This is a genomic window from Pseudomonas sp. M2, from assembly GCF_015751845.1.
In the GTDB taxonomy this organism is placed as follows: domain Bacteria; phylum Pseudomonadota; class Gammaproteobacteria; order Pseudomonadales; family Pseudomonadaceae; genus Aquipseudomonas; species Aquipseudomonas putida_E.
In genome coordinates this window covers 1,452,720-1,475,729 of record NZ_JADOUD010000001.1, presented here as the reverse complement: position 1 = coordinate 1,475,729, position 23,010 = coordinate 1,452,720, and the positions used below count along the sequence as shown (strand labels likewise).

Annotated in this window: 19 protein-coding genes; 7 read left to right on the top strand and 12 right to left on the bottom strand. The window is 62.6% G+C overall.

From position 1 onward, the window contains the following. Nucleotides 1–59: 59 nt before the first annotated feature. The 12 genes from IWW33_RS06930 to IWW33_RS06875 all read right to left on the bottom strand — a co-directional run bounded on the left by IWW33_RS06930 (nucleotide 60) and on the right by IWW33_RS06875 (nucleotide 16,188). Nucleotides 60–1,514 carry a mannose-1-phosphate guanylyltransferase/mannose-6-phosphate isomerase gene (locus tag IWW33_RS06930; protein WP_046784811.1) on the bottom strand — a complete coding sequence of 485 codons (1,455 nt, stop codon included), beginning with the start codon at nucleotides 1,512–1,514 and terminating at the stop codon, nucleotides 60–62. Nucleotides 1,515–1,551: 37 nt separating this feature from the next. Next, a complete protein-coding gene (locus tag IWW33_RS06925; protein WP_115273612.1) occupies nucleotides 1,552–2,199 on the bottom strand; it encodes an alginate O-acetyltransferase AlgF in 648 nt (215 codons plus the stop codon). Between the two features lie 21 nt (nucleotides 2,200–2,220). Beyond that, nucleotides 2,221–3,378, bottom strand: a complete 1,158-nt coding sequence (locus tag IWW33_RS06920) for an alginate O-acetyltransferase (RefSeq protein WP_174142261.1) — start codon at nucleotides 3,376–3,378, stop codon at nucleotides 2,221–2,223. A gap of 11 nt (nucleotides 3,379–3,389) precedes the next feature. Continuing rightward, the gene (locus tag IWW33_RS06915; RefSeq protein ID WP_012312809.1) at nucleotides 3,390–4,850 is read right to left on the bottom strand and encodes an MBOAT family protein; all 1,461 of its coding nucleotides are present in this window, start codon (nucleotides 4,848–4,850) and stop codon (nucleotides 3,390–3,392) included. Nucleotides 4,851–5,066: 216 nt separating this feature from the next. Continuing rightward, nucleotides 5,067–6,170: a mannuronate-specific alginate lyase gene (locus tag IWW33_RS06910; RefSeq protein WP_012312810.1), complete on the bottom strand. Its 1,104-nt coding sequence runs from the start codon at nucleotides 6,168–6,170 to the stop codon at nucleotides 5,067–5,069. A 7-nt stretch (nucleotides 6,171–6,177) separates the two neighbouring features. Beyond that, nucleotides 6,178–7,617, bottom strand: a complete 1,440-nt coding sequence (locus IWW33_RS06905; RefSeq protein WP_115273613.1) for an alginate O-acetyltransferase — start codon at nucleotides 7,615–7,617, stop codon at nucleotides 6,178–6,180. A gap of 13 nt (nucleotides 7,618–7,630) precedes the next feature. Further along, entirely contained in the window at nucleotides 7,631–9,190 is a 1,560-nt protein-coding gene (gene algG / locus IWW33_RS06900) for a mannuronan 5-epimerase AlgG (RefSeq protein WP_115273614.1), read from the bottom strand. Nucleotides 9,191–9,209: 19 nt separating this feature from the next. Continuing rightward, nucleotides 9,210–10,688: an alginate export family protein gene (locus tag IWW33_RS06895; protein ID WP_196914257.1), complete on the bottom strand. Its 1,479-nt coding sequence runs from the start codon at nucleotides 10,686–10,688 to the stop codon at nucleotides 9,210–9,212. Then, a complete protein-coding gene (gene algK, locus IWW33_RS06890) occupies nucleotides 10,685–12,106 on the bottom strand; it encodes an alginate biosynthesis TPR repeat lipoprotein AlgK (protein ID WP_119688304.1) in 1,422 nt (473 codons plus the stop codon). The genes IWW33_RS06895 and algK overlap by 4 nt, the downstream gene beginning before the upstream one ends. A gap of 12 nt (nucleotides 12,107–12,118) precedes the next feature. Next, the gene (locus tag IWW33_RS06885) at nucleotides 12,119–13,285 is read right to left on the bottom strand and encodes an alginate biosynthesis protein Alg44 (RefSeq protein WP_174142262.1); all 1,167 of its coding nucleotides are present in this window, start codon (nucleotides 13,283–13,285) and stop codon (nucleotides 12,119–12,121) included. 37 nt (nucleotides 13,286–13,322) lie between these two features. Continuing rightward, nucleotides 13,323–14,804 (bottom strand): mannuronan synthase, encoded by a 1,482-nt coding sequence (gene alg8 / locus IWW33_RS06880; RefSeq protein ID WP_174142263.1) that lies wholly within the window; start codon nucleotides 14,802–14,804, stop codon nucleotides 13,323–13,325. Nucleotides 14,805–14,871: 67 nt separating this feature from the next. Beyond that, nucleotides 14,872–16,188 (bottom strand): UDP-glucose/GDP-mannose dehydrogenase family protein, encoded by a 1,317-nt coding sequence (locus IWW33_RS06875; protein ID WP_119688305.1) that lies wholly within the window; start codon nucleotides 16,186–16,188, stop codon nucleotides 14,872–14,874. 341 nt (nucleotides 16,189–16,529) lie between these two features. Between IWW33_RS06875 and IWW33_RS06870 the strand changes: the two genes are divergently transcribed. The 7 genes from IWW33_RS06870 to IWW33_RS06840 all read left to right on the top strand — a co-directional run bounded on the left by IWW33_RS06870 (nucleotide 16,530) and on the right by IWW33_RS06840 (nucleotide 22,954). Beyond that, nucleotides 16,530–17,054, top strand: coding sequence for a hypothetical protein (locus IWW33_RS06870; protein WP_174142264.1), 525 nt, complete (start codon nucleotides 16,530–16,532; stop codon nucleotides 17,052–17,054). Nucleotides 17,055–17,114: 60 nt separating this feature from the next. Next, entirely contained in the window at nucleotides 17,115–17,555 is a 441-nt protein-coding gene (locus IWW33_RS06865) for a hypothetical protein (protein WP_161872587.1), read from the top strand. Nucleotides 17,556–17,669: 114 nt separating this feature from the next. Further along, entirely contained in the window at nucleotides 17,670–18,464 is a 795-nt protein-coding gene (locus IWW33_RS06860) for a hypothetical protein (protein ID WP_174142265.1), read from the top strand. Next, nucleotides 18,461–19,126 (top strand): ABC transporter ATP-binding protein, encoded by a 666-nt coding sequence (locus tag IWW33_RS06855; protein ID WP_046784821.1) that lies wholly within the window; start codon nucleotides 18,461–18,463, stop codon nucleotides 19,124–19,126. The genes IWW33_RS06860 and IWW33_RS06855 overlap by 4 nt, the downstream gene beginning before the upstream one ends. After that, nucleotides 19,119–20,288, top strand: coding sequence for an ABC transporter permease (locus IWW33_RS06850; protein WP_174142266.1), 1,170 nt, complete (start codon nucleotides 19,119–19,121; stop codon nucleotides 20,286–20,288). The genes IWW33_RS06855 and IWW33_RS06850 overlap by 8 nt, the downstream gene beginning before the upstream one ends. After that, nucleotides 20,281–21,744, top strand: a complete 1,464-nt coding sequence (locus IWW33_RS06845) for a TolC family protein (protein ID WP_174142267.1) — start codon at nucleotides 20,281–20,283, stop codon at nucleotides 21,742–21,744. Before IWW33_RS06850 ends, IWW33_RS06845 begins: the two co-directional genes overlap by 8 nt. Then, nucleotides 21,737–22,954, top strand: coding sequence for an HlyD family efflux transporter periplasmic adaptor subunit (locus IWW33_RS06840; protein ID WP_174142268.1), 1,218 nt, complete (start codon nucleotides 21,737–21,739; stop codon nucleotides 22,952–22,954). The genes IWW33_RS06845 and IWW33_RS06840 overlap by 8 nt, the downstream gene beginning before the upstream one ends. Nucleotides 22,955–23,010 lie beyond the last annotated feature (56 nt).

The window sequence follows — 23,010 nt, the reverse complement described above, 5'->3', positions numbered from 1 at the left end:
GGCCCCACATCTGTAGGTACACCGCCGACCCGCTGTGCTTGTAGCTTGCAGCTCGTAGCTTACTGCGCGATGGTCTTCACCGATACGCCACGTTCGACGGGAGTTGCCGTGCGCCCATACACATCCTCGAAGCGCTCGATATCATCTTCGCCCAGGTAGCTGCCGGACTGCACTTCGATGATCTCCAGCGGGATCTTGCCCGGGTTGCGCAGGCGGTGGACCGAGGCGATCGGGATATAGGTCGACTGGTTTTCGGTGAGCAGGAAAACGTTTTCATCGCACGTCACTTCGGCGGTGCCCGATACCACGATCCAGTGCTCGGCCCGGTGGTGGTGCATCTGCAGCGACAGGCTGGCGCCCGGCTTGACGGTGATGTGCTTGACCTGGAAGCGGCCGCCCATGTCCACCGAATCGTAAGAGCCCCACGGGCGGTACACCTCAAGGTGGTTCTGGGTTTCGCTGCGGCCTTGCTCGTCGAGGGTCTTGACCATCTGCTTGACGCCCTGGACCTTGTCCTTGTGGGCAATCATCATCGCGTCCTTGGTCTCGACCACGACGATGTTTTCCAGGCCGATCACCGACACCAGCTTGCCATTGCCATGGATCATGCAGTTGCGGCTGTCCTGCACCACCACATCACCCTTGGTGACGTTGCCATTGGCGTCCTTGTCATGCACTTCCCACAGCGACGACCAGCAGCCGACGTCGCTCCAGCCAGCCGACATCGGTACAACGCAGGCGCGCTGGGTCTTTTCCATCACCGCGTAGTCGATGGAGTTGTCCGGGCAGCAGGCGAAGGTCGCTTCGTCGATGCTCAGCACATCATCTGTTTCGTCGCTGCGCTCCAGGGCCAGCACGCAAGTGTCATAGATGTCGGGCTCGTGCTTTTTCAGCTCTTCAAGGAAGCGGCTGGCGCGGAACAGGAACATGCCGCTGTTCCAGAAGTAGCCACCGGACTGAACGAATTCGGCGGCGCGTTTTTCGTCGGGTTTTTCGACGAACTGCGCCACCCGGGCCACACCTTCGGGCAGCAGGGCGTCCTGGCTGGAGCGGATGTAGCCATAGCCGGTCTCGGGCTTGGTCGCCGGGACGCCGAACAGCACCATCTCGCCACGCTCGGCGGCCACGGTGGCCAGGGCCAGGGCACGTTGCAGGGCCTTCTGGTCGTCGATCACGTGGTCGGCCGGCAGCACCAGCATCAAGTCATCGCGCCCCTCGTTGACCAGCTTCATGGCGGCCATGGCCACCGCAGGGGCCGTGTTGCGGCCGAAGGGTTCCATCAGGATGCCCTGGGTTTGCAGTTTCAGCGCCGCGAGCTGTTCCTGGACGATGAACTTGTGGTCCTTGTTGCAGACCACGATCGGGGCGTCCATGCCTTCGAACACCAGGCGCTCGAGGGTTTGCTGGAACAGCGTGTGCTCACCGGTCAGGGCGAGGAACTGCTTGGGGAACTGCTTGCGCGACAAAGGCCACAGACGCGAACCGCTACCACCAGAAAGAATTACCGGGATCATGTTGTTTCTCCAATAAGGTCGTTAAAGAGGCAGAGGATCAGTTGGTGGACACTGGGCGGGTGACCCAGACTGGCGACAGGCTGCTGCCCGAGCCGGTGACGTACAGCACGGCGGCTTCGCCGCGCTCCAGGGCGACGGGTTTGACGTCGCTGACTTTCTTGTCTCCTGCAAACAGGGCCAGGTTCACCTTGACCGGGTTGATCTCACGCTCGCCACGGCCTTTGGCCGCCACCGGAGTAACCACCTCGGTCTTGCCGTCAGCGGTCTTCAGGGCCAGCGCCTGATCGCTCAGGTTCTGTACACGCACCAGGGCTTTCTGCTTGTTCTTGAAAGGCGGTTCTTCGATCAGCTGCGGGTTGCCGCTGCCGTTGTTGACCAGGGTGTAGTACTTGTCTGCGGCGAGCTTGACCGGGACACTCTTGCCGGCGACCTGCGCGGTGTAGTCACCGCCCGGGAGGAAGCTGAAGTCGCTGCTGGCCTGGGCGCCGACCTGTTTGATCTGGGTGTTGCCGACGCTGGCGGCAGCCGGTGCAGGGGAGGCGTTGTACAGGCGCACGAAGGTCGAGCCTTTCGGTGCGGTCGGGCCATACAGGGCAGCGTCGGCGCCGGCGAATGCCTGCATCGAAGCCAACGACAGGCCTGCTGCGAGGGTGAGGGCTTTGGCAATGGAAGTCTTGGTAGTCATGTGCGTGTTCCTCTCTATCTATCAGTGGTCCGTCCGGTTGGACGACAGGGCCAGGTTTTCTTCGGATTTGCGGGTGTTCTTCAGTTGCGCGATCCACTGTGGATCGAAGCTGCTGAGGTCGTTTTTCATTGGCAGATAACGTTCGGGGAATTCCCACACCACAACCTGTGGCGCGGCGTTCTTGAAAGCATCGCTTTGCAGGTACTTGAGCATTGGCAGCAGGGGGCCGTGGCCGTCTTCGGCATAGTTGGCGACGTCGCTGCGCAGGGCCTGCTGCAGCGCGCCGAGGAAGTTCCAGTGCGGGTTGGCGCTGTAGCTGGTGCCGACCAGGGCGACCGGGATCTGGCTGTCGGCGAACAGGGCATCGCCCGCATCACCTTCGGCCTCGACCGGGCGCGTGCTGCGTTGCTGCAGGGTGTCCGGGCTGGGCAAGAGGTTGCTGAACAGCGGGTCCAGTGGCAGGAAGTTGGTCAGGTCGCCCTTGTACGGGGCGGTGTTGCCGGTCTCGGTGATGAACGTCTGGGGGGCGCCATTGAGCAGGCTCTGGCGCCCGACCGCCTCGGCCACAGCCTGTGCGGCGACTTCAGCGCCCATCGGCGTCCAGTGGGTATCGGTGCGCAGGAAGACCTGGCCGCGGGCCTTGGCCTGTTCCATCGGGGCCATCAGGTCAGGGGCGAACACGTTGGCCTGACGGACCTGGGCATGGAACTGGTTGTACAGGTCGTCATGCAGGCTGGCTGGCGCCTCCTTGCCCACATACTCCGAGTAGACCCGCGCCTTGGCCGGCACGATCGCCAGCACCAGCTGGCTGCCGTGCTGTTGCAGGGTGTCGCGCACACCGCGGATCAGCGCCAGGTTTTCCTGCATGAGCTGGTCGGCACCGGCAGTCGGTTTGAACTCTTCGTCGCTGAACAGCCACTGGTCACGGCCCAGCACCACGCCCGGGCGGCCTTCGTTGAACAGCTTGTAATCCAGCGCGGCCCAGAGGTTGGTGCCCAGGCGCTTGATCGGGAACTCGTCGTCGTAGTGCGTCTCGGCGGCCTTGGCCAGCTTGCCGTTGAGCACGGTCATCTGTTCGGTGCGCTGGAAGCTTTGCAGGCCACCGGTGGACCAGGCGCCCATGCCTACCAGCAGGCCGATGAACGACAGGGAATAGGTGATGCGTAATGTCCGGGTCATGGTCATCAACCTCAGAACTGGAAGTAAAGGAACGGCGAGTAGCTCTGCGCCGAAAGCTTGAGGATCGAGGCCACGAACAGCAGCAGGATCAGGGCGCGGGTCATCACCCGGGTCCAGTCCAGGCCAAGCGAGCCGTCGGCATTGACCTGCGCCGGGGTGCGCATGGCTGCCGGCGGGGTGGCATTGCGGTAGAAGTCACGCAGGCCGAAGAACGCCAGGGTGATGTAGGCGATGACCAGCGTCGCCACCTGCAGCCCGGTGAGCTGGGCGCGGTTGAGTTCGGACAGCTGCCACTCGCCGAAGCTGAACATGGCGCCGTACATGCGGCCGGCCACTTCCAGGTTTTCGGCGCGGAAGATCACCCAGCCGACCACCACCAGCAGGAAGGTGAACGCCCACTTGACCGGGTTGAAGCGCTGCGGGTTGGTGTCCAGGCCCAGTGCTCGCTCGATTGCCAGCCACATGCCGTGCCAGGCGCCCCAGATGATGTAGGTGAAGTTGGCGCCGTGCCACAGCCCGCCCAGCAGCATGGTCAGGAACAGGTTGCGGTAGGTGTTGAAGGTGCCTTTGCGGTTGCCGCCCAGGGTGATGTACAGGTAGTCGCGCAGCCAGGTCGACAGGCTGATGTGCCAGCGGCGCCAGAACTCGGTGATCGACTGGCTGATGTAAGGCTGCTTGAAGTTCTCCATGAAGCGGAAGCCCATCATCAGCCCCAGGCCGATGGCCATGTCGCTGTAGCCGGAGAAGTCGAAGTACAGCTGCGCGGTGTAGGCCAGCGCACCGAGCCAGGCGTCACCGGTGGTCGGGTTCTGCAGGGCGAAGCAATGGTCGGCGACCACCGCCAGGGTGTCGGCGATGAACACTTTCTTGATGAAGCCCTGCATGAAGCGGGTGCAGCCTTCGGAGAACTTGTCCAGGGTGTGGGTGCGGTTGTTGAACTGGTCGACCAGGTCCTTGAAGCGCAGCACCGGGCCGGCGATCAGGTGCGGGAAGATCGCCACGAACGCTGCGAAGTCGATCAGGTTGCGGGTGGCCGGGGTGTCGCCGCGGTACACATCGATGATGTAGCTGATCGACTCGAAGATGTAGAACGAGATACCGATCGGCAACAGCACGTGGGTGAGGATGAAGGGCTCAAGGCCGAACGAGCTGATGATCGCGTTGAGGCTGTCGACGCCGAAATTGGCGTACTTGAAGTAGCCGAGGATCGCCAGGTCCACGCCTACGCCCAGCAGCAGCCAGCGCTGTGCAGGCTTGGTGCGTACGCCGGCGGCGCCGACTTTCAGGCCGATCCAGTAGTTCCACAGGGTGACACCGGCGAACAGGGCGAGGAAGTCCACCCGCCACCAGGCGTAGAAGATGTAGCTGGCGACCAGCAGCAGCAGGTTGCGATAGCGTTGCCCGCTCAGGTAGTACAGGCCGAGGAATATCGGCAAGAACAGGAACAGGAACACGTTGGACGAGAAGACCATCCCGGTTCTCCTAAATTGTTCACAGCATCCAGGGCAAAGCGCCCCCCAAACCCCCCAGTGAGAAACTGGAGGAAACCTTTGTTGCTTCAATACCGCTGGCGAGGGGCTTGGCCCTCGTTTCGCGACGCGAGGCCGCTCCTACAGATTCAGCGCCGTCCTTGTAGGAGCGGCCTTGCGTCGCGATGGGCCGCAAAGCGGCCCCCATTCAGGCAACGCTCATTTCTTGGATTGCGCGCTCGGGTCATAGACCCGGGTCAGGTTGCCGCCCAGGCGGAAGCTGTCGAACGGCTGCATCCGGTGTTTGCGCTCAAGCGTGTCGCCCACGCACTGGTACAGCGCGCACCAAGGCTCGAGCCAGGCGTACTTGCCGTCGACCTTGAGGTCCTTCATGTCCTGTTTCTCACCCGCGCGCTCGGCGAAGTGGCGCGGGTCGCGGGCGCCGTACAGCACGCCTTCACCCAGGCGCTGCAGGGCAAAGTTGTTTTCGCTGCGCAGGTCCACGCCATTGGCCTTGGCAAAGCTTGCGATCATCGCCAGTGGCGGCAGGGCGTAGTTGTGGTAAGCCAGGGCACGCTGCTTGCGCTTGATTTCGTTGGGCAGGAAGCCTTGGTCGTCGATCTGGTTGGCGCCGACCTTGTATTCCTTCACCGCCCAGTCGAACAGGTCACGGCGGTCGGTGGCCACGGCGGTGGCCATCACCGACCAGGCCGCCCAGTAGCTGTGGTTGTTGATCTTCTCCAGCGGCAGGTTGCTCCAGTCGCGCACGGTCTGCTCGGCGAGGCGGGCGAACCACTTCTCGATCAGCTCGGCCTCGGCCTGGTGTGCTGCCAGTGGCTGCGAATTGGAGAACTTCAGGCGCAGCCACGAGCCGCTCATGCTGCCCAGCGCCCATTTGCGCATGGACTTGCCGGTGTGGTTGTAGTTGGTGGACATCAGCGCATCGGCGCGTGCCCAGGTGCCCAGCCAGGTCAGGGTGCAGTCCAGTTGTGCCGGGCGGCCGTCACGCATGTACTGGTTGACCATCTTGGCGACACCACGCTCAAGGGTGGTGATGTCTTTGGTGGAGTCGCGGAAGGCTTGTTCCGAGTCCCGGTTCAGGGTCGCCCGAGCCTTGTCCGAGCCTTCGTACTTGCTGCGAAATTGCAGCGCGCCGGTGAAAGGTTTGGGCGCAGATTCGCAGCGGAAGTTGCCGTCGCTGGTCTTGATCTTTTCAATCCCCTCGTAATAACCCTGGGGCGGTACCAGCGCGGCATGCGCGGCACCTCCGTACAGGGCCAGAACGAGCAGGGCGGGGCTGAATATTCGCTTGAATGCAGTCATGGTCGCCTCACTGGCCGGCCTGCGCGGTTTGCGCGGGCACGGCGTAGTTGTTGCGTTTGCAGAGCTTGGCCTCGACCTTCTGGGTGCCGCTTTCTGGCCCCTGGACTTCCAGGGCCAGCAAGTTCTGGCTGGCCCAGTCCTCGTCTTCACGCATCTGGAAGACGAAGCGGCCATTGGTGTCGGAGGTTTCCGGCTTCTCGATCTTGATGTCCTCGTGGCGCCCGTTGAGGTACCAGAGGGTGGCTTGCAGCACCTTGACCGAAGGGTCTTCGAACTTGATGTCCATCTGCAGGTTGCGGTTGACCAGGTCCTTGATCACGCCGCCCTTGCCGTTGACCATCAGCTCGTTCTTGCCGGGCTTGAGGGTGCTGCTGGCGCTCATCAGTGCCGGGCGCGCGTCACAGCCATCGTCGAGCAGAGCGAGGATCTGCCGCCAGATGGTTTCCTGGTCCAGGCGATACAGCGGCGAGAATTCCCAGATGAGGATCTTCGGTGGATTGTTCTGGAATTCCTCGCTGCCCAGGTACTCGATCATCGAGCCTTCCAGGCCGCCGCCAGGGAAGGCGACGTTGAGCACGTCGGCGCCGATGTACTGCTCGAGGAAGCCCGAGAAGTTGTAGTTCTTGCCGCTGTGGCTGGTGCCGACCAGGGTGATCTGGGCGTTACCGCTGTCGCCGAACAGATCGTCGCCGCCGCTGGCGCCTTTCGGTTCGGTGGCGAACTGGTCCATGTACTGCACGGCGTAGCTGGTGCCGCACAGCTGCCCGGCAACGTTGTGCAGGGTGCCGGTCTTGCCCATGCGCCCGGACTTGTGGGTCTCGAATTCCTTGCGCGGGATACCTTCGAAGGCCGGCATCTTGTGTACGGTGTCGGCCACGATCCTGGCTGCACGTTCGGCGCCGTAAGGCGTCCAGTGCTGGTCACCACGGAAGTAGAAGTCCTTGCCCTGCTCGGCGGCCGCCAACTGTTCGTTGGTCAGCGGCGACAGGTCCGGCACGTTGTAGCCCATGCCGGCGAAGCGCTTGAGCATGGCCTGGTAGTTGCCCAGGGCCTTCTGGTAATCGAAGGCGGCTTTCTCGGCCGGGTTGAGCATGTTGCGGTTCACCAGGCCCCGGGTGGGCTGGTACACCACCACCAGTTCCACGCCCCGCTTCTTGAACGCGTCGTGCACTTGCTGCAGGCGTTTGTAGCCTGCCGGTGTGGTGCTGAACTCGGTACGCAGGTCTTCGCGGGTACGGAACAGCCAGTCACCCTTGGCCTGTACCAGCGTGGTGAAGTTCTGCTGGTAGCGTGTGGTGTAGCGGCTGGCGTCGTGTGCTTCGGGGCACAGCTGGCAGCAAGGCTCGGCAGTGAAGGTCGGCGCCTTGACCTCGTCGGCGCGCACACCCTGGCTGATGGCCAGGAGGGCGGCGGACAGGCCCAGCAGTTTCATCAAGTGTGGGGTCATGGTCTGGGCTTCCTTAATCGATCATTTCGGTCTGGCGTTCGACCGGGTCGATCAGCACGGCCTTCTGCTGGCGCACCAGCAGGTCGAGGATTTCGTCCTGGCGCTCGCCCAGGATGCCGTTGAGGCTGATGCCGTTGGATTTGCGCGGGGCGAGCATGGAGACTTTGTACAGCTCCACCGACAGCGGCGAATCGATCGAAAGAGGCCCCGAGCCGTTGGCCGCCAGCTCACCGCCGACCACGATCAGCGAGACCTTGGTGTCGAACGGGTCGAGGGCGATGTCACGGTCGGTGTCGGACAGGTCCTTGATGTGCCCGTACACGCCAACCAGGCCATTGGCCATGGCGACGTTCTCGTACAGGCGGATGTTGACGCTGTTGCGCACGCGGATGCCGTGGCGACGGTTGTTGATCAGCTTGTTGCCCCAGATCAGGTTGTCACCGCTTTCGTACAAAGTGATGCCGTCGGTGTGGTTACGGTAAATTTCGTTGTAGGCGATCAGGTTGTTGACGCTGTTACGGTCGATCACCACGCCCGAGAGCTTGTTGTCGTAGCTCTTGTTGTTGATGATCCAGCTGTCGTTGACCTCACGCGAGACGATGATCCCGTGCTTTTTCTTGGTGCCATACACCGTGTTGCCGGCGATGATCAGGCGGTGCGAACGGTCGTGCGGGTCGATGCCGTAGACGATGTTGTCGCGGTAGGTGCTGTCCTTGACCACGAAGTCCTGGGTCTCGTAGCAGTAGAACCCGTACCACATGTCACTGAATTCCGAGCCGATGATCCAGCCGGTGGGCTCCGGGCGGCCCATGCGCTTGGCCATGTTCGGGGTGTACTGCGAGATGCTCACGCCGTAAGACTTGGACTTGGCATAGCCAAAACTGGCCATCTTGGTGTTGACGATGTACGTCTCGGTGCCGCCCCACGACAGCAGGAACGGGCGGAATTCATTGGGCGAGCGGAAGGTCGCCGGGCCGTTGTCCTTCTCGCGCCAGCCAGTGACCTGGGTGTCGCTGACGAACAGTTTGCCGTCATTGACCAGGAACGCGCCGCCCTCCTGGGACAGGCGCAGTTGCTTGACCTTGCCGTCGATCTCGAGGATGCCCTTGTGCCCGACCACGATCGGCAGGCGCGCCAGGTAAACACCTGGCTCGACTTCGCTGAGGTACTGCTTGGGCACCTTCTTGCTCAGTTCGACCAGGTCGACATGGCCGTCATCGACGAAGATCGCCTGGGGGATGCCGTGCTGGCGTTGTACCCACTCGGCAGCCTTGTTGTCGCCGCCGATGAATTCCTTGAGCGATTCTTCCTGCAGCATGCGGCGCACGCTGACCTTGCCCTTGTGGCTGCGGTCGATCTTTTTCTGCACAGCGGCGGCGGTGTAACCGCTCAGATCGGGCAGCTTGGGCGGGTCCATGTGCAACGGCTCGGTCGGTGCGCTGGACACGGTGTAGGTCTTGGCATGCTGCAGTTCCTTGGCGATCACCGCAGGTTCTGCGGCGACGGCCAGCCCTGAGGCCAGCAGCAGAGCGCTGGCCAGAAGGCTGTGACGTAAGTGCGGGTGAAGGTTCATTGCAGGTCCTCTACCGGCCTTAGAAGCGCCAGATCACGTCGACGAAGGCGCGGTGCATGTAGGAGTCCGCTTCCTTGCCATAGGCATCGCCGGGCTTGAACACACCGGCGCGCAGGCGCACCAGCGCGGACGGCTCGTCGATCGCCTGGCTCATCGAAGCAGGCAGCAGGCCCTGCTTGAAGTACTTGGTGACGACCACGTCCATTTCCTGGCCCAGGTCTTTCTCGCCGTTGACCAGCGGGCGGCTCACGCCGTTGTCGTTGACTGCAGCGTTGATGCCGCTGGAGCCGATGTTCTGCGAACCATCGACACGCCAGAACTTGTGGTAGATGAAGCTGGCGTCGTAGTCCTCGCGCAGTTGCCAGGAGGCGAACAGGGTGGCCGCCTGCAGGTTGCCCAGCTCGCCGCGGAAGGCCTCGCCGAAGCGGTGCACGCGCGAACGGGTACCGGTGAAGTTGGAGCGGTTGCTCTCAAGGCCGGTCTGCTCGAAGTTGCTCGAACCGTCGTCGCCACCATCGCCGCTGCCGCGGGCATAGGCCGCGCCAACCTGCCAGTTCGGGTCCAGGCGCAGGCGGATGCCCAGGTCGGTGGCCCAGGCGTTGACGTCGCCGCTCTGCTTGCCGACGACGACCTGGTCGTCACCGACCAGCTGGCTGTTGAGCTTGTCGCGATCACCGGTCAGCCAGGTCAGGCTGCCCCAGTAGTTGACGGTGTGGTCGTTGCGCCAGTTGTAGGCGTCGCTGTTGGCTTCCAGGCCCAGCCAGGTGAGGTCGCCGGTGCGAGTCTTGTCCAGTGCGTCGATGGTTTCGCCCGGGCTTTTCAGGCTGCCGCTGTCATGGGTGTGGTGGGCGCGCAGGCCGACCCAGTGGCCGGGTGTCCACTGCGTGGCGACGTTACCGTAGATGTGCGTACGGTCTTCGTCTTCCGGGGCCAGCTCGGTCAGGTCGGTGCGGTATTCGCTGAAGCGTTGGGCCACACCCAGGTCAGCCTTGAGCAAGGTGGTGTCGAAGGTCCAGTTCAACGCTTCGATGTTGGTGTCGCGCCACATGCCGTCGTCGCTGCGCAGGCGTTGGCGACCAAGGCGCAGCTGCTCGCCCGGGTAAGCCGTGAGGCCGCTGTAGCCGACCCAGAACTCGCGCATGGCCAGATAGCTTTTGTCGGGTTGGCGGCTGTCGTCACCGGTGTCGGTGGTGGTGCCGTCATCGTTCTGGCGCAGGGTGTCGGTTTCGATGGTGTCTGTGGCAGCAACGGCCTGGCCCATGGCGAAGGCACTCCAGTTGCCGCGCTCGCCGTATACCCAAGGGCGCAGGTCAAGGCCCAGGCCGTTGACGTCACCGCCGGAGCGGGTGCCCAGGTCGCGATCGTCTTCCGACTGGCCGGTGATCTTCACATCCAGGCCGAAGTTTTTCTGGGCGGTCATGTCGGCCAGGGTCGGGCAGGACCACAGCAGGGCGAAGCTCAGGCCGATGCCGGCTTTCACGAAGGGATTGAGCGTCATAGCGAGTCCTCACCGTCTACTTCTTTTTCGTCGTCTTGCAGGGCCTCAAGGGCCAGGGTGCCGCCTTGGGCCATGCTGCCGCGAGCCTGCTTTTCCTGCGTCAGCAGGCTTTGTGCCTGGCTGCGCTGGTCAGGCGTGAGCTGCTGGTCGAGTTGCTGCAGCAGCTCGGTGGACTGCGGCGTCGGGTTGGCCTGCGAAAGCTGGGCGAATACCCAGGCGTTGCCAGGTTGTGGGCGAATGCCATGGCCTTCGCTGAACAGCTGGGCAAGGGCATAGTCGGCACTGTTCTGGCCACCGCGGGCTGCGCTGAGCAGGTGATCGACGGCCTTTTGCGGCTCGACGTTGCCCAGGTAGCCACGGCGATACAGCTGGCCAAGGTAGTAGTGGGCGCTGACTTCGCCGGCCTCGGCAGCTGCCTGCAGGTGGTGTTCGGCCTTTTCGGCATCGGCGGGCAAGGTCTTGCCTTCGTAGTACAGGCGGCCCAGCAACAGTTCGGCACGCGGCTGTTCGGCTTCGCGGCCCTTGTCGATGTAGGCCATCAGCTGGTCGGTGTCGCCCAGTTCCGGGAAGTCGTAGACCAGTTGCGCCAGGCTCACCCAGGAAGCCGGATTGGCCGGGGCGACCTGTTCCAGCAGCGCTTTGGCGGTTTTTTCGTCAGTCTGGCCCAAGCTACGGTCGGCCAGTACACGGGCAACGCTGTCGACCCGAGTGGCAGGCACCGCACCGCGGGCATAGGCGGACTTGAGCTGGCCGAGCAGGGCGGCTTGCTGGTCGGCCTGGCCGCGTTTCTGATACACGGTGGCCAGCTCGACATAGCAGATGTCGCTGGTGTTCAGCGCAGCCTTGCAGATCTTCTCGACTTCACCCAGGTGCTGGTCGTAGGTGCCCTGGGTGCGATACAGCAGCACCTGGGCCAGGCCCGCTTCCGGGTTGCCGGCAGCGCGCCACTGGTCGATCTGCTGCTGGGCATTGATGTTGGGGAAACTCTGCGGGTAGGTCAGGTAGAGCATCGCCAGCGGGATCAGGGTATTGCCTTGGCCCTGCTTGGCGGCGAGCTTGAGCAGGGCCTGGGCTTCTTCGCGTTCGGCCTGGGTGCTGTCGGGCTTGGCCACCAGCAGGCGGCCGAGGCGTGCCTGGGCGCGTGGCGAGGTTGCCGCCGCAGCGCGATAAGTGGCCTCAGCTTCCTTGAGCTGCGAAGGGTCGCGGGTAGCGACCTTGATGTCGGCCAGGCCTACTTGTGCGTCGCTGTAGCCCAGGTCAGCCAGGGCCTTGTAGTTGCGCTCGGCCAGCGCGGTGTCACCGCGCTTGAGGGCTTCGTTGGCCAGGCGCTGGTCAGGCAGGCCCGCACAGCCTGCCAGGGCGATCGCCGCGGCCAGGGCACAGAGGCCCAGGCTTGCGCTTTTCTTGTGGGGAATCATCGTTTGATCCTCTTACAGCCCACGGGCCACGGCTTTGTCGATCAGCCAGTTGAGCGAAGGGCCACGGTCGCTGCTGACCGATGCCGGGCGCCCGGCCAGCTCGGCAGGCAGGCCGCCGTCTGGTTTGATCTGCACGCGGATGTCGGACGCCAGGTTTTCGCTGTCGAGGCTGGCGCTGCTGACGATCTGGCCGGTGCGCACTTCGGTTTCGCCCGCCACCTGGAAGTTGACGCGGGTACCTGGCTTGACTTCGTCGAACTGGCGGTAGCTGAAGCGTGCCTCGACCATCGGGTTGCTGGTACGCGGGACCAGTTGGAAGATCGGCTGGCCCTTGGCGGCGTACTGGCCATCGTCCACCAGCTGGCGGGCGACTACGCAATCGCAGGGGCTGGTGAGGGTGCCGGAGAGTTGCTTGCCGAACAGTTCCTCGACCTTGGCCGGTTCCAGCTGCGAGTCGTCCAGGTGGCCTTTGAGCATGTCCAGCATGCTGGTGCTGAAGCTTGCCAGCGGCGCGCCCTTGACCACCATGCCACCGGGCTCGACCAGGCTGTTGACGGTGCCGTCACGCGGCATGGTGATGTTGGTGGTCGGCACTGCGACCACGCCGGCTTCGGCGTGGCTGACGAAGTACATGCCGTACAGCGATTTGGCGACGAAGCCGAAGGCGGCCACACCAACGACGAACACCCCGAGGGTCACGGTCACTGCCTTGAGGCGGCCGAAAGCGGACAGTCCGGAGCCGCCGTCCTTCTGTTTGCGCGCCTTGGTGAAGTTGTCGCGCTGCAGGGTGCTGAGCACGTCGCCGACGCTGATCAGTTCACCCGAAAGGTGGCTGGTGATGATGTGGCGCAGGGTGGCGATGTCGCGGGGTTCGAGGTTCTGGAACTGCGCACCGGTACGGCCATCGCTCGGGTTGCAGGAGCGCACCTGAAACTCGATGTCCATCGACAGGCCCAGGTTGTCGACCACGAACTGCAAGCGCCCGCGCAGTACCTGACCGACCTTCAGCGGCTGCTTGGCGTAAAAACTCAAGCCGCCAGCGGACAGGTCTTCGACCTTGACCTCCTGGGTCTGGCGTTCGCCATCCAGGTAGCGCAGCTTGGCCGGGATGCGCACCCGGGCGTGCTGGCGCTGGGCTTCGGACTCATGCACGACATTGACGTTCACGGCGGTATTCATGGTGGTTTGTTCCTGTTAGTTCCGATCCGGGTTGGGCTCACACGACCATGAACAGCACAGCGACGAAGATGCTGGCAGCCGAGAAGGTCATGGTCCGCGAGGACCAGGTGTTGAACCATTGTTGAAAACTGGCGAGGTCGCGTTTCAGGGCAGTCGGTTGACGGGTCCAGGACTGCTTGTCGAGGCGGAAGAACACGTAGATCTTCATCAGCGCGCCGACGATCTGGTTGTAATAAAGGATCAGCGGATAGGCCGGGCCGACGTTGTGCCCCGAGCACAGCAGCATGATGGTGAGGATCAGGCGGGTGATGCCGATCCACAGCAGGTACACCAGCAGGAAGCCGAGGCCGAACTTGAGGCTGGCGATCACAGCCACGGTCAGGCCCAAGAGGCTGGTCCACATCGACACGCGCTGATCGAACAGCACGATGCTGGTGAACAGCCCCAGACGGCGCATGCCCAAGCCCAGCGCGCGGGAGTTCTGCCGCAGGTTGTTGCCGTACCAGCGGTACATCAGTTTGCGGCTGGCCTTGAGGAAGCTCTTCTCCGGCGGGTGCTCGACCGTGTTGATGGCGGCGTCCGGCACGTAGAAGGTGTCGTAGCCAAGGCGCATCAGGCTGAACCAGCTGGACTTGTCGTCCCCGGTGAGGAACTTGAAGCGGCCCAGGCGCCAGTGCATCAGCGAGTCGCTTTCGACGTCGGCGATGAACTCGGGGTTGGTCACGACGCTGGCACGGAACATCGACATGCGCCCGGTCATGGTCAGCACGCGCTTGCTCAGGGCCATCGAGCACATGTTGATGTGGCGCTGGGCGAAGCGCAGCTTGTGCCACTCGCTCATGATGTAGCCACCGCGCACTTCGCAGAACTCGTTGGTGGTCAGGCCACCGACGTTCGGGTACAGCTTGAACCACGGTACGGTCTTGCGAACCACGCCTTCGGCCAGCACGGTGTCGCCGTCGATCACCGCGACAACGGCGTTCTCATCCGGCAGCATCCGCGAGATGGCGCGAAAGCCGTACGCCAGGCCATCACGCTTGCCGGTCCCGGCGATGCGCACGATGTCCAGCTTCACGTGGGCGGGCGGGTTGTATTTGGCCCACAGGCTCTTTACCAGCAGTTCATCGGACATTTCCACCAGCGAACAGACCACGGTGGTGGGGAAGCCGCAATCGATCGCTTCACGGATCACCGAGCTGTACACCTGGGCAGTGGTCAATGCTTCGATGCGAAAGCTGGTGACCATCAGGTACACGTGCGACGGGTCGGCCGCGCTGCCCATCTTCTGCACCTTGCGGCGCAGGTAGGGGTACACGCCGTATAGGAAGATCATGCCGCGAATGAAATGGGTGGCGCCCATGGAGTAGCGCCAGATGCCGACTGCGCCGACCAGGAAGATGAAGTGCTTGGACTGCGAGTCGAAGATTTCGGCCGGCAAGGCCAGGGCGATCAACATGAGCAGGCTCATGTAGAGCAGCCAACCGGCGCACTGCAGCAGCACTGTCTGTAGCCTTTGCATGTTCAGCATCCGTCGAGAATTCTGGGAAAAGGGCAGCGCAGGAGGCCTGCGCTGCCTGGCTGCTGGCTTACCAGCAGATGCCTTCGGTACGGCTGATGTTGCAGGTCGGTTTGCTCATGAAGCCGACCAGGTCGATCACTTGCTTGCCTTCCGGCGCTTGTTCGGCCAGGGCGCGGAACTGCTCGTCACGGTTGCCCAGGACGATGATGTCGGCGTTGTCGATGACCTTCTGGAAGTTGGCGTTGAGCAGCGACGAGACGTGCGGGATCTTCGACTCGATGTACTCTTTGTTCGCACCGTGAACACGGGCGTACTCGACGTTCTCGTCGTAGATGTCCAGTTGGTAGCCTTTGCCGATCAGGCGCTCGGCCAGCTCCACCAGCGGGCTTTCACGCAGGTCGTCGGTACCGGCCTTGAAGCTCAGGCCCAGCAAGGCGACCTTGCGCTTGTCGTGGGCTTCGATCAGTTCGAAGGCGTTCTGCACCTGAGATTCGTTGCTGCGCATCAGCGAGTCGAGCAGTGGCGCCCGTACGTCGAGGCTGGCGGCACGGTAGGTGAGGGCGCGCACGTCCTTGGGCAGGCACGAGCCGCCGAAGGCGAAGCCAGGGCGCATGTAGTACTGCGACAGGTTCAACACCTTGTCCTGGCAGACCACGTCCATCACGTCGCGGCCATCGACGCCGACGGCCTTGGCGATGTTGCCGATTTCGTTGGCGAAGGTGACCTTGGTGGCGTGCCAGACGTTGCAGGTGTACTTGATCATCTCGGCGACTTCGATCGGCTTGCGGATGATCGGTGCATCGAGTTCTTCGTACAGGCTTTGCAGGACGTCGCCGCTGGCGCTGTCCAGTTCGCCGATGACAGTCATCGGTGGGTGGTCATAATCCTTGATCGCGGTGCTTTCACGCAGGAACTCGGGGTTGACCGCGACGCCGAAGTCGACGCCGGCTTTCTTGCCCGAGCAGTCTTCGAGAATCGGGATGACTACGTTCTTGACCGTGCCTGGCAGCACGGTGCTGCGCACCACGATGGTGTGGCGGCGAGTGGTGTCACGCAGGACGTAGCCGATTTCGCGGCAGACCGACTCGATGTATTCCAGGCCCAGGTCGCCATTTTTCTTGCTTGGGGTACCGACGCAGATCATCGACACGTCGCTGGCGCGGATGGCCTCGGCGAAGTCGGTGGTGCCACGCAGGCGGCCGTTGGCGATGCCCTGCTGCAGCAGTGCTTCCAGGCCAGGTTCGACGATGGGCGACTTGCCCTGGTTGATCAGGTCGATCTTGGTGCTGGACACGTCCACACCAATCACGTCATGGCCTCGCGCCGTCAGGCAACCTGCACAGACCGCACCCACATAACCCAAACCAAAGATGCTGATACGCATCGCTATCACCTCATGTGTTTATCACGCCAGCTCTTCCGGGAAGAGCCGGACCGGGTTGATTAACAACAGTTTTAGGGCGCACGGATCCCATGGCGAATGCACACTTCACCGAGCGCAGGCATGAATAAATCCGGAGCGCACAACGTTGTGCACTCAAAGTTGGCAGTCAAAGGCCAGTAATTAATAGGCGTGCCCTGAAATGCAGCCGTCTTTATTGCAAAGCGCTACTTGGCGCGTTGCTGTGCTTGTTCTTTCAAGTGGAAAAATCCTTTGAAATCAACCACTAGGACGATTCTTTAGGGGCGCGTCTCTCCTGCTGGGCAGGGCCTACGGGAGTACCCGTGGCATCTGTTAAAAGTTTCGGAGCCGCTATTGGTTCGCGGCTGCTTGTCATCTGTAAGTCATCTCTCACACCGCACAGGCATGAAATTCGTTACGGCACTATGAGCGATGCGTCACAGAAGAAGTTCCTGGGTGGGTTTCGCCTCGATGAAAGATTTCTAAATAATTCTTCAGTGGCGAATACTTTCAAACTGATAGCACGCCTCAGGCGCACCCCTGTATATAAAGGGCGAAATCCGGGTGAGATATTTTTGTGCCAGCACCGAAAAATTTTTTTCAAAATTCGTCAAAAAACTACGAATGGGCTTATGACGGTTTGCGATAACAGCTCGTATGCCGATTTTTTGGCGCTGGTTTGTTGGCATGGTGGCTGCGTGATCCCTGCTTCAGTGTGGTGCGGGTTCACATTCAGAAATATTCAAAGCCATGCGAAAGCTAAGGTTTTTCCGGGGCTGGTCGTTAACACCCTTGGACGCCCCTATTCGGAGCTGTCCATGAACGACGGAGCGTCTTGGGCAGCCTGAGGCCACTGGCCATCAGGGGCGTCTCATCCTTAATCACATGGAAGAGACGAGATCACGCTAATGAAAAAGACATCGCAGATTGTGCTTGCCACCGTATCGCTGCTTGCCGCCGGCCTGGCGCAGGCGGGGCCGCCCGTTGAAGTGACCATCAAAAACCTCGGCGCTCAGCCCGCGGTCATGAAACTGGTAACCTCAAATGAGAGCAGCACCTATCAGATCGCCAACCCTAAACCCTCCAATATGATTCCAGCCTCATCTTCCACCTTCATGCGCGTGCAGCGGTTGGTAAGCCCGGACGTAAATGGTGCGATGGTGCGCTACACCATTGGCAGCAAGACGTGTGCTTTTGGCACCACATTTCAGATGCGTATGTTACCGGGGGGAATCAAGCAGCCCCAGTGGACCAAAACTGCAACGCCAAGTGGCGGGGCAACGTGCACGGCGACTATTACGAGTACATCCGCTGACTTCGCATGGAAAGTTGAATTCACGATGAGGTGAGTGGCGTTTCAGTCTGCTTCTCAACGTCTGCACTTTGCCGGTATGCGCCGGCGAAGTGTAATTGAAGTATTTGTGCGAAAGGTGGGTGCTGCATCAGCAGCAGGAGTTATGTATATGGATGGAGTCAATGGTCGTGGGGTATATAAAAGCCAGGTTGGCACGGCTCTAACTGTCAGGCGTGTAGAGGAGTCTGACCTTGTAGACGCGCAGAAAATAGACAGCAAAATGGGGAATGGCGAAGAAAAAATTTCGAGCCTGGCTAAACAGTTGAGCGCTGCTGCCGAGCGTGCGGCGTTGCGTGATAGCCAGCTCTCCCGTAGTGAGCTGGCAGACCTTGCAGCCAGCATTCTTGACCGGTTGGGAGGGCTTTCATATTCCTTGGCGAAAGACTTTTATGATTCACAGCTACCGGATACGGATAATGCCGAGTTGCTGGCGCGTGCGCGCCAAGCCAATGATTTTGCAAGTGGCAAAGGTAGCAACCCATTCAAGGGTTTTAGTCGCGAGCAGCTAAGCCTGATCATTTACGATGAAAGCGGGGCTTTCACGGTGAGTGAGCGGCGTGCTGCAATGTTCGAAAAAACAGACCAGCATAACCAGTGGGCACAATCAATAAGCGGCAAGATGAATGCTGAATATCAGCGAACGGGCCGAATTGATGAAGGGTTGCATGAGATTCTGGACTTTTATAATGCTCTACCGCCCATTGAAGTTGCCGAATATGGGAACTATGAGGCCGATATCATGATGCAGTTGTCGCAGCATGAAGTGCCGCAGCCGGAGTTTGATACTTCGTTGATCGACATGCTGGCAAAGGAGTGGAAATCGGCACGAAGCGATCAAGCGAAAGCACTCGACTCGCAGAGCGACGCTGCATTTCAGGGTGAGAATGGGGGGGGCAAGGCATGAACCCGATAGTCTGCGTGAACGGTATCGCGCGCATTCTGGGCTGCCAGCCAGTCCTGCAAGATGTCTCTTTGTCCATCCCCTGCGGCCAGACCTGCGCCATCATCGGCCCTTCCGGCTCGGGCAAAAGTACCTTGCTCAACCTGATCGGCCTGCTCGACCAGCCTTGCCGTGGCCAGATAGTGCTGGCTGGCCGGGACATGACCGCCGCCACCGCCGACCAGCGCGCAATCATGCGTAATCGCCTGCTGGGTTTCATCTTCCAGGGCTTCAACCTGCTGCCGCGCCTGACTGCGCTGGACAACGTCGCTTTGCCGTTGAGTTACCGGGGCATCGGGCGGGTAGCGGCACGCCAGGCGGCACAGCAGCAACTGGAGGCGGTCGGGCTAGGTCAGCGGGCGCAGCACCTGCCTGCCGACTTGTCCGGTGGCCAGCGGCAACGGGTCGCCATCGCCCGGGCGCTGGTGACGGAGCCCGCGTTGCTGCTGGCCGATGAGCCGACCGGTAATCTCGATGGCGCCACGGCCGAGGGTATCGCAGCGCTGTTACTGGCACTCAATCGTGAGCGGGGCGTGACCTTGCTGATGGTCACCCACGACCCTGCCATGGCGCGGCACATGGACCGTTGCATCGAGGTGCGCAACGGTGGGGCCTTTGATGCCTGAGGCTTATGGCCCTTCGTGGCCACAGCGCTTGAGCGAGGCGTTGGTCAGCTTGCGTCAGGCAGGCCCCCGCGCCTGGCTGGCGCTGATCGGCATCGCTGTGGGGTGTGCTGCGCTGGTGGCCTTGCTCAATATCGGCCACAGCGCCACGCAGCATGCTCGGCAGCTGTATCGAGGCATGGGCAGTGAACTGCTGGTCGCCAATCTGCAACGCCCCGCTAAAGTTGCAGCACCCGTGGCACTGGACCTGTCAGTACTGCCAGTGTCCATTCGCGCCGCTGCGCCATTGCTGGTTTCTGTGGCCACAGTGCAATTGGCAAGCAAGCGCCATGAGACCCTGGTCGGCGCAAGCACGCTGCAACTGGCGCAAGTGCTGGACCTGCAAGCCAGCCAGGGCCGCTTGTTGTCCGCCTACGACGATGACACCACGCATGTATTGCTGGGGGCTACGCTGGCCCGGCAACTGGGTGCGCGTGTGGGCGATCGTCTGCAGTCGGGCCGCTACCTGTTCGAGGTGGTTGGCGTGCTTGCGCAGCGGGGCTACAACCCGATGCTGCCAATACAGGTCGACGATGTTCTGCTGATGCCCTTGCCGGGTATGCGCCGCCTGGGCGCTGCGCCCGAGGTGGGGACGGTGCTTGCACGCGGGCATGATGTCGCGGTGTTGACGGGCACGGCGCAGGCGCTGACTGACTACCTGGCTGCACGATTGCCAGGTTACGAGGTCGACGTGCAACTGCCACAGCAGCTGCTGGAAGGGATGGCTAACCAGTCACGGATGTTCACGTGGGTGCTCGCCGGGTTCGCCGGTATCGCATTGCTGTTGGGTGGGGTCGGGGTGATGAATGTGATGCTGATGAGCGTAGCGCAGCGCCGTCGCGAGATCGGCGTGCGCTTGGCGCTGGGCGCACGCACCCGCGATATTGCCTGGTTGTTCCTGCTCGAAGCGCTGTTGCTGGCGGTTGGCGGAGCGTTGCTCGGAACACTGGTGGGGCTAGCGGCGAGCTGGGGCTTTGCCCTGGTGTCAGGCTGGCGCTATGCGCTGGATGCGTCATCGATAGCGCTGGGCATGGGCAGCGCGTTGGCGCTCGGCCTTTTCTTCGGCTTGCAACCGGCACTGGCTGCGGCGCACCTGCAACCTGTATTGGCGTTGCGCGATGACTAGATGGCTCGTTTTTCTGTGCTTGGCGCTGCTGGGCGGTGCCGTACTGGCTGCTGATCCGCTGCAGCTGCCGCGTTCGGACCACGGCTTTGCGGTGTCGGCCACTGCCTGGGCGGCCAGCGGGGGCGCCGAGGTATCGCTGGAGCTGGCCGATGCCGTTGCCTTGGCCCTGCGCGACAACCGCGCCGTCCGCAGTGCTTATCTTGAGCGCATCGCGCAGAAATTCGACCTGCGCGTGGCGCGTGATCACTATGCCCCGCAGCTGTCATTCAAGGCACGCTACCTTGGCAATCGCAACAGTGATGACCACTACCGCGAAGTCCAGCTCGCTCCGGCGGCGAGCCTGCTCACGCCCTACGGCACACGGCTGAGCCTGGACTGGGCGTACGGCCAGACACGCGCCGACAGGGCTGGCGTACATTACCGTGATGGCGCCAACTTGATGGTGATACAGCCGCTGCTGCGCGGTGCCGGGCGCGAGGTGGCCAGTGCACCGCTACGCCAGGCGCTGCTGGCCGAGCAACTAAACCGGCTGGTGCTCAAAGACCGCGTGGCTGAAGTGATCACGCGTACCATCCTGCACTATCGCGAACTGCTTCACGCCCAGGAGCAGTTGCACATTGCCCAGCAGGCGCTGGCCCGGGCGCAGCAGTTGGTAGAGGTGAACCAGGCGCTGATCGCTGCCGGGCGCATGGCCGCATTCGACAAGGTTCAGGCCGAAGCCGAGGTGGCTGGGCAGGAGTTGGCGCTCGAAAGCAGCCGTAATCAGCTCCACGCAAGCCGGCTGGCGTTGGCCCAGGTGTTGGCAGTGGACCTGGCCACCCCTTTGCGAGCAGTGGAAAAGGTCCACGTCCAGCGCTTGCAGGTCGATACTGCGCAGGCACTGACCCAAGCCGAAGCGCTGCAGCCTGCGTATCTGATGCAGGTGATCACGGGTGAGCAGGCGTTGATTGAGCTGCAGGTGGCACGCAATGAGCAATGGTGGGACGTGTCGCTGGTCGGCGGGGCCAGCCAGACGCGCCAGCGCCCTGGCAACCAGGCCGGCTGGGAGCACTATGTAGGGCTGGAGCTGGAAATACCGCTTGGATACCTGAGCCGGCGTCAGGCCGAGGTACGTGCCCGCGTGGCGGTCGAAAGGCAGCAGGTCAGCCTGGCCGAGGCGCGCCAGCAACTCCAGCGCGATGTGTTGACTGCAGTGCGCGATTCCCAGGTGCGTTGGCGCCAGCTGGAAATTGCCGCACGGGCGCTGGCGCTATCGCGGCGCAAACTGGAGATAGAACAGGAAAAACTCGCCGTCGGACGCTCGAGCAATTTCCAGGTGCTCAGCTTCGAGAGCGATTTGCGCCATGCGCAGAGCGTCGAACTGGATGCCAGAATTGCCTACCTCAATGGCCAGGCTGAACTCGACCGGACACTGGGTACCACGCTGGAAAGCTGGGCTGTGGCGCTCAATGATTAGGTGGCGGTTGCTGTTGTGGCTGCTGGCGTGGCCGGCAGCGTGGCTCCTGTGGCAAGCCTGGCCTGCTAGCCAGGGACAGGATGTCGCGGCGCGCTGGTTGTGGGTTGAGCCGCAGCGGCTGGAAAGCCGGGTGGGCCTGGTCGGCAGGGTCCAGGCGGTCCGCCAGCAGATCCAGGCTGCGCCATTCGACGGGGTGGTCGCCGAAGTGGAGGTGGAGCCAGGGCAGCGGGTGGCGCCAGGCCAGCCACTGTTCAGGCTCGATACCGCACAACTGGATGTACAGATACGCCAGGCCGAGGCCGAGTGGCTCAAGGCGCGGACTAGCGTGCGCCTGCTGCAGGGTTGGCAAACCGGGCCGCAGGTGGCCCGTGCGCGCCGCGCGATGTTCGGCGCCCGGGGGGCTTTGGCAGCCAGCGAGGCCGCGCTGGCAGACACACGACGCCTGTTCGAGCGGGGGATCGTCGCCCGCATCGAGGTCGACAGCCTGGCGCAGCAGGTAGTCGCTCAGCGCGAGGCACTGCAAGATGCCGAACAGGAGCTGAGCCTGGTGCGCGAACGCGGGCGAGGCGATGAGCTGCGCATTGCACAGATGGCGCTGGCTAATACCCACGCCCGCTGGCAGGCGATGCTGGCCCAGCGTGAGCGCAGGGTGGTCAGGGCGCCTTTTGCGGCCTTGGTGGTGCGTGCCGACAACGCCGGGGGCGGTGCCTCACGGCACCTGCAAGCGGGCCAGCAGGTGAGCCAGGGCGCGCCATTGCTGACGCTGGTCGACCTGAGCCAGCTGCAGGTGCTTGCCGCAGTCCAGGAGCATGATCTGGACAGGCTGCGCGAAGGGCTGGAGGTCGAGGTCATCATCGCCGGTCAGCCACTTGCCGGCCAGGTGCAACGCGTTGCCCTTCAGGCCAGGAACGATGAAGGGCAGGGGGCCTGGTACGACGTACGGGTGGCCTTGGAGATGCCGAGGGAGCCGTCGACACCGTTGTTGCGCCTTGGGATGACGGCGCAGTTGACAGTGATCGCGCACAGAACGGAGCAGGGCATTGCGGTACCGGCAGAGGCGCTGCAGGTGGATGAGGCGGGGCAGGCTTACGTGGTTTACCGGGCTACGGCAGATCGACAGGGGCGCAAGGTACCGGTCACGGCAGGTGTCGCGGTAGCGCAGGGGGTCGAGGTGGTGGGGCTATCGGCGGGTTATGTACGAATTCCGTAACGGGCCGCTGTGCGGCCCGGTCGGTTGTCACAGATCCAGGGACCAGGGCTTGGCGG